The organism is Deinococcus sp. Leaf326 (assembly GCF_001424185.1).
GTDB lineage: Bacteria > Deinococcota > Deinococci > Deinococcales > Deinococcaceae > Deinococcus.
On sequence record NZ_LMOM01000013.1, the window covers coordinates 72,832 to 79,250 of the forward strand.

7 protein-coding genes are annotated in these 6,419 nt (G+C 65.8%); all 7 read right to left on the reverse strand.

The window, feature by feature from the left end:
• Nucleotides 1–37: 37 nt before the first annotated feature.
• The 7 genes from ASF71_RS23475 to ASF71_RS05150 all read right to left on the reverse strand — a co-directional run bounded on the left by ASF71_RS23475 (nt 38) and on the right by ASF71_RS05150 (nt 5,969).
• The gene (locus ASF71_RS23475) at nt 38–487 is read right to left on the reverse strand and encodes a hypothetical protein (protein WP_156372619.1); all 450 of its coding nucleotides are present in this window, start codon (nt 485–487) and stop codon (nt 38–40) included.
• Entirely contained in the window at nt 484–612 is a 129-nt protein-coding gene (locus ASF71_RS25510; protein WP_255354709.1) for a hypothetical protein, read from the reverse strand. The genes ASF71_RS23475 and ASF71_RS25510 overlap by 4 nt, the downstream gene beginning before the upstream one ends.
• A gap of 99 nt (nt 613–711) precedes the next feature.
• Nucleotides 712–1,473 carry an ABC transporter ATP-binding protein gene (locus ASF71_RS05130; protein WP_056296051.1) on the reverse strand — a complete coding sequence of 254 codons (762 nt, stop codon included), beginning with the start codon at nt 1,471–1,473 and terminating at the stop codon, nt 712–714.
• Nucleotides 1,466–2,269, reverse strand: coding sequence for an ABC transporter ATP-binding protein (locus tag ASF71_RS05135; RefSeq protein WP_056296053.1), 804 nt, complete (start codon nt 2,267–2,269; stop codon nt 1,466–1,468). Before ASF71_RS05135 ends, ASF71_RS05130 begins: the two co-directional genes overlap by 8 nt.
• The gene (locus ASF71_RS05140) at nt 2,266–3,654 is read right to left on the reverse strand and encodes a branched-chain amino acid ABC transporter permease (RefSeq protein ID WP_056296057.1); all 1,389 of its coding nucleotides are present in this window, start codon (nt 3,652–3,654) and stop codon (nt 2,266–2,268) included. Before ASF71_RS05140 ends, ASF71_RS05135 begins: the two co-directional genes overlap by 4 nt.
• Nucleotide 3,655: 1 nt before the next feature.
• Nucleotides 3,656–4,645, reverse strand: a complete 990-nt coding sequence (locus ASF71_RS05145) for a branched-chain amino acid ABC transporter permease (RefSeq protein ID WP_056296060.1) — start codon at nt 4,643–4,645, stop codon at nt 3,656–3,658.
• Between the two features lie 175 nt (nt 4,646–4,820).
• Entirely contained in the window at nt 4,821–5,969 is a 1,149-nt protein-coding gene (locus ASF71_RS05150; protein WP_056296063.1) for a branched-chain amino acid ABC transporter substrate-binding protein, read from the reverse strand.
• Nucleotides 5,970–6,419 lie beyond the last annotated feature (450 nt).

The window sequence follows — 6,419 nt, forward strand, 5'->3', positions numbered from 1 at the left end:
GAAACTTGAGTGTTGTTATGTCAAGTTTATTGAGGTTTTATCTTGGTGCTCTAGGGCGCATTCGGGCCGGATTCAGGGCTGCCCGACCTCCAGCGGCGGCGTGCTCAGGGTCACGTGCAGGCGCGGGAAATTCGCCGGGTTCAGCGGGTCGTCCGGCTCCAGTCCGGCCCACCTGGGCCGCGGGCAGGGAATTCCCTGGCAGGCCGGGGCAGGTAAGGGCTGACCCCTGCGCGGCCCGCTCGGCGTCGCTGCGCGGGTCACGGCTGTAGGTCAGGCTGACCGTCTGGGTCAGTTGTGCCGGCCGGTTCGGAAACGTGACGGGGCGGCGCTGCAGCAGAAAGTCGTCGGGGAGCAGGAGCTGTGGGCGCTGCGCCAAGCTGAAACCGCAGGCCCGTGTAGAGGGCACGGCCGCGCCGTCCAGCTGCAGTTGTACCGCCAGCCCGCAGCCGGGCAGCCACAGCAGCAGCGTCTTCCGGCTGATATTCACGATCCTGAGAAGCACCTCGTGGGGACCGACTCGGCGCGCAGGTCGGGCGCGGCCTGGGCAAAGGTCACCACCAACAGGGCCGCCAGTCCCAGCCCAGTACAAGTACGGCGACGGGCGGCGAACATGGCCCAGCCTACCCCGGCGGCTGGACGGAGCAGCGCGCAGTTGCCGGGCCACAAAAAAAGCCGGGGCCGAAGCCCCAGCAGGTGATCTGTCCCGGATGTTTATTCGTCGCCGAGGTAGGCCTTGCGGACGCTCTCGTCGGCCGCGATGTCCGCTGCCGCGCCCGAGAGCTTGATCTCGCCGGTCTGGAGCACGTAGGCGCGGTGCGCGATGCCCAGCGCCATCGAGGCGTTCTGCTCGACGAGCAGGATGGTCGTGCCGCGTTCTTTGTTCAGCCGCTCGACAATGTCGAAGATGGCCTCCACGAACAGGGGCGACAGACCCATCGAGGGTTCGTCGAGCAGCAGCAGCTTGGGGGCCACCATCAGTGCGCGGGCAATCGCCAGCATCTGCTGTTCGCCGCCCGACATCGTGCCGCCGAGCTGGTTCTCGCGTTCACGCAGGCGTGGGAAGAGATTGAAGCCCTCCTCGATGCGCTCGGCGATGACCTTGCGGTCGCGTACCGTATACGCCCCCACCTCCAGGTTCTCGCGGACCGAGAGCTGCGGGAAGATGCGCCGGCCCTCGGGCACGTGGCTCATGCTGCGCTGCATGATCGTGTAGGCGGGGACGCCGGTCACGTTCTGGCCCTGGTAGGTCACCGTGCCGGTCTTGGGCTTCATCATGCCGCTGATGGTGCGCAGCGTCGTGGTCTTGCCCGCGCCGTTGCCGCCGATCAGCGCCACGATCTCGCCGGAGTTCACGGTCATGTTCAGGCCCTTGAGGGCGTGGATCTGGCCGTAGTAGGTGTGGATGTCGCTCAGTTCCAGCAGCGGCGTGCTGCCGGTCGCCGCCGGGCGGGGCATGGTCATGGGGTCAGACATTCGGGCCAGCCTCCTTGCCGTATTCGCCGGCCGCCGCGCCGCGGCCCAGGTACGCCTCCATCACGGCGGGGTCGTTGCGGACCTCGTGCGGGCGGCCCTCGCTCAGCTTGCTGCCGTAGTTCAGCACCGTGATGTTCTCCGACAGGGTCATCACCAGGCGCATGTCGTGCTCGATCAAGACTACCGTCACCCCCAGGTCGTCACGGATCCGCCGGATCAGGGCCTTGAGGTCCTCGGTCTCGCGGGGGTTCATGCCGGCGGCCGGCTCGTCGAGCAGCACCAGCCGGGGCGTGGTTGCCAGCGCCCGGGCGATCTCCAGCTTGCGCTGGTCGCCGTAGGGCAGGCTGGTCGCCAGTTCGTTGCGCCACTTGCTCAGGCCCACGAAATCCAGCATGAGCCGCGCCGTGTCGCGCGCCTCCTGCTCGTCACGCTTGAAGCGGCCGGTGCGCAGGATGGCGTCCCAGTACCCGGACTTGAGGCGCACGCCGCGCCCCAGCATGATGTTTTCCTCGGCCGTCATGCTCGGAAACAGCCGGATGTTCTGGAAGGTGCGCGAGATGCCCGCGTCCACGACCTGGTCGGGCCGCAGCCCCAGCAGGTTGCGCCCGCCGAGGTCGATGCTGCCCTTGTCGGGGGTGTAGATCCCCGTGATCAGGTTGAAGAAGGTCGTCTTGCCCGCGCCGTTGGGACCGATGACGCTGATGATGCTGCGCTCGGGCACCTCGAAGGTCACGTCGTTGACGGCCGTCAGACCGCCGAAGGTCTTGGTCATGCCCTGGACGTTCAGGAGGCTCATCGTTCACTCCCCGTTCGCTCGTTCTCACCGCGGGTACTGAACCCCGGCGACAGCACCTCGGCCGTGCCCGATTGCAGCGCGTTGTCGGCTTCCAGACTGTCGGGCGGCGGATCGTCGTCCTGGTGCATCTCGGCCTGACGTCGGGCGCTGGGCAGCAGGCCCTCGGGGCGGTAGAGCATCATGAGCACGAGCACGAGCCCGAAGATCAGGCGCTGGTACTTGCTGGGGTCGAGGTTGGGGTTGATGTTGGGGAAGCTGCCCTGGAGCACCTCACTGATGGTCGGCAGGACCATCAGGTTGAGCATGGTCACGACGACCGCGCCCAGCAGCACGCCGGCGATGTTGCCCATGCCGCCCAGAATCACCATGCTCAGCACGCCGATGGACTGGAAGTAGTCGAAGCTCTTGGGGTCGATGAAGCTCTGCTTGGCCGCGAAGATCACGCCCATCGCGCCCGCAAAGGACGCGCCCGAGGCGAAGGCCAGCAGCTTGGTGCGCAGCAGGGGCACGCCCATCGCCTGCGCGGCGACCTCGTCCTCACGGATGGCGATCCACGAACGGCCGATCTTCGAGCGGTCGAGGCGGTAGTTGACCAGAATGACGATGCCCACCACCACGAGCACGAGGATATACAGGAAGAACAGGCGGTACTGATCGGGCGAGAAGCCCAGGCTGCCCGCCAGCGAGTTGAGCCACGGCACGGGCGCGCTCTCGATGGCGTCGATGCCCTGCGGCCCGTTGGTCACGTCGAGGTTGTTGGCGAAGATCCGGATCACTTCACCCAGGCCCAGCGTCACGATGGCGAGGTAGTCGCCCTTGAGCTTGAGGACCGGCAACCCGATGAGTACGCCCACGAGCGCCGCCGCGATCACCCCGAGCGGGATGAACAGCCAGAAGAAGTTGGCGTTGATGCCGGTGGCGAAAGCGGCGTTGCCACTCACCTCCGCGAACTGCGGACTGCCGAACACGCCCCACAGGTACGCGCCGACGGCGAAGAAGGCGATGTACCCCAGGTCGAGCAGACCCGCAAGACCCACCACGATGTTGAGTCCCAGGGCCAGCGCCCCGAAGATGAGCATCTGGATCACCAGATCGAAATAGGACGTGTTGTCGCGGCCCATGAAGGGCAGCACGAACACGATGCCCAGCGCGAACACGGCCGTCTTGGCCCAGGGCGCGGCGCGCCACTGGTAAGCGAAGAGCAGCGAGAGCAGGAAGGCTCCGAACAGCACCGGCTGAAGCAGCCGCGCCGGGCCGTCGGTGATCGAGCCGCGCAGGAAGATGAGCAGGGCGGCCGTGACGGCGGCGTAGCCCAGCAGCGGCCAGGTACGGTCGGCCCCCTGAGGACCGCGCCGGAAAGGATTGTTGGCGGGAAGCGTCGTCATGTTACACCTTCTCCGCGGCCGAGCGGCCCAGCAGACCGGCCGGCTTGAGGAACAGAATCAGGATCAGGGCCAGGAAGGCGCCCAGGTCCTTGTACTCGGCCTTGATGGCCCCCAGCCAGTGCAGACCCGGCAGCGAACTGAAGAGGCTGATGACCCCCAGCAGCGTCTCGAGCCAGCCCAGCACCAGCCCGCCCAGCACCGCGCCGGGAATGCTGCCGATGCCGCCCAGCACCGCCGCCGTAAACGCCTTAATGCCCGGCAGCGTGCCGCTGTAGGCGTTCAGGGCCTGGTACTTCATGGCGAACATCACGCCGCCCAGGCCGCCGAGCGCGCCCCCGATCAGGAAGGTCAGGCTGATGATGCGGTTGGCGTCGATCCCCATCAGGCCCGAGGTCTGGCGGTCGTGGGCCACGGCGCGAATGGCGCGCCCGAGCTGCGTGCGGTTGACGAGCAGGTTCAGCCCGATGAGCATGACGGCCGCCACCCCGATCAGGATCAGGTCCTTGACCTGAAGGTTCAGCAGCGAGATGTTGATGCCCAGCAGCGATGTGATGGGGTTGCTGAAGCCCTGGGGCAGCGGCACGCTCAGGTCGAACTGCCCGCGCAGGCCGACCAGGAAGCGCAGCAGGTCCTGCAAGATCAGCGAGACGCCGATCGCCGTAATCAGCGGCACGAGCCGCTGCGCGCCGCGAAGTGGCCGGTAGGCCAAGCGCTCGATGACCACGTTGAGCAGGCCCGAGACGGCCATGGCCGCGATACAGGCGAGGAGCAGTTTGAGATAGCCGTTCATGGTCGAGGCCTGCACGGCGTCGAAGACCAGGAAGCCGACGATGCCCCCGGCGATGAACACCTCGCTGTGCGCGAAGTTGATGAGCTGCAATACGCCGTACACCATGGTGTAGCCGAGCGCGATGATGGCGTACAGCACGCCGAGGCTCAGGCCGCCGACGAATACCTGCAACAGCACGGTTCCGAAAGTTTGAAAGTCCACAAGTCACCCACCAATCAACGAGGCCAGAAACGAAATTCGGGACCGGAGGTCGCTGCGGACGCGGTCCCCAGATATGCGAGGAGGGGAGGCCGGCGGTCTGCCTGCGCTCCCCTGCAAAAACCCTGCGTGCGGCCGGTTGCCCGGAAGGGTATGGGACCCCGGCCGCACCCGCGTGTTACTGGCGAACGACGTTGACGGTGCCGGCGGTGCTGCGCGCGCCGTTCTTCACCGCGATGACGTACATCTTGGCGGTCTGGCGGTCGCCGTTCTTGTCGAACTTGACCTGACCGGTGACGACATTGAAGGTGCCGGTGCGCACGGCGGTCTCCACCTGGGTGCGGGTGGGAACCTTGTTGCCGGCGGCCTTGTAGGCGTTGAGCATGCCCTGAAGCGCGATCTTGGCCGAGTCGTAGCCCATGAGGCCGAAGCCCTGCATGTCGGTCTTGAAGGTGGTCTGGAAGCTGGCGGCCAGCGCCTTGGCGGCGGGCACAGCGTCCAGGGGGGGCGCGACGGTCGTGAAGTAGAGGTTGTTGGCGCCGGTGCCGGCGAGCTTGGTCAGGTCGTCGCTGTCGTAGCCGTCGCCGCCGACGATGGGCGTCTGGATGCCCTTGTCGCGCAGCTGCTTGGCGAAGGGACCGACCTGGCCGTACAGACCGCCGAAGTAGATGGCGTCGGGCTTGAGGGTCTGGATCTTGGTGATCAGGGCGGTGAAGTCGCGGTCCTCGGCGGCCACGCCTTCGCTCTGCACGATGGTCACGCCCTTGGCCTTCATGGCCTTCTCGGCCTGATCGGCGAGGCCCTGGCCGTAGGGGGTCTTGTCGTTCAGGACATAGACCTTCTTGGCCTTGAGGGTCCCCACCACGAAGTCGCCGCCAGCCGGGCCCTGGGCGTCGTCACGGGCGCACACGCGGTTCATGTTGGACAGCCCGCGGTCAGTGACCTTCTCGTTGGTGTTCGCGGGGCTGATCATCGCCACGTGGCTGGGGGCCAGCACGGCGCTGGCCGGAATCGCCACACCGCTGTTCAGGGTGCCCACGACGCCTAGAACGGTGCGGTCGGCGACCACGCGGCGGGCAGCGGCGGTACCAGTGGCGGGGTCGGCCTGGTCGTCGTACGCGACGAGCGACAGCGTCATCCCGGCCTTGGCGAACTCGGCCTTCATCTCGTTGACGGCCAGCTGCGCGCCGTTCTTGATCTGAAGGCCCAGGTTGCTGCTGCTGCCCGACAGGGGGCTGATGGTGGCGAGCTTCACGACGGTGGCGGCGTTCGCGCTCCCCAGGGCCAGGGTGGTCAAAACGGTAAGGCTCAGGACGGTTTTCTTCATGGAATCCTCCGTAACTTCACTGCGCTCACGCGCTGTTGTGACGATAAGGCAATTCTAGAGATGCCTTTATGAGATGTCAATGCGTCTCTCACGGCTATTTGCGCCATCTGAAACGATTCCAGACGGCTAAATCTTATAAAAGTTGCGATGAGGCAGTATATACAAGCCCCAGCGTTGCGCCTTCTGTATAAAAATTCGCTCTTTATGGGTTTCCTGTCTATTTGGGAAACCGTCCTGCGGCAGCCCTCATGAGAATCTGTAGTGTTGTGCCTGAATAGCAGGACTGTACCGCACCGGGCGCCCCATGTTCTGGGGACTTCCGGTCGTACAGGTGAAAAAACGTATCTGATTAGCGACACCGCGAGCCGGACGGCCCCGTCACGTTCGCTAGGATGAGCAGCATGGCCGCCCCACTGACGGAACAGGATCTCTACGAGATCATCCGCAAGC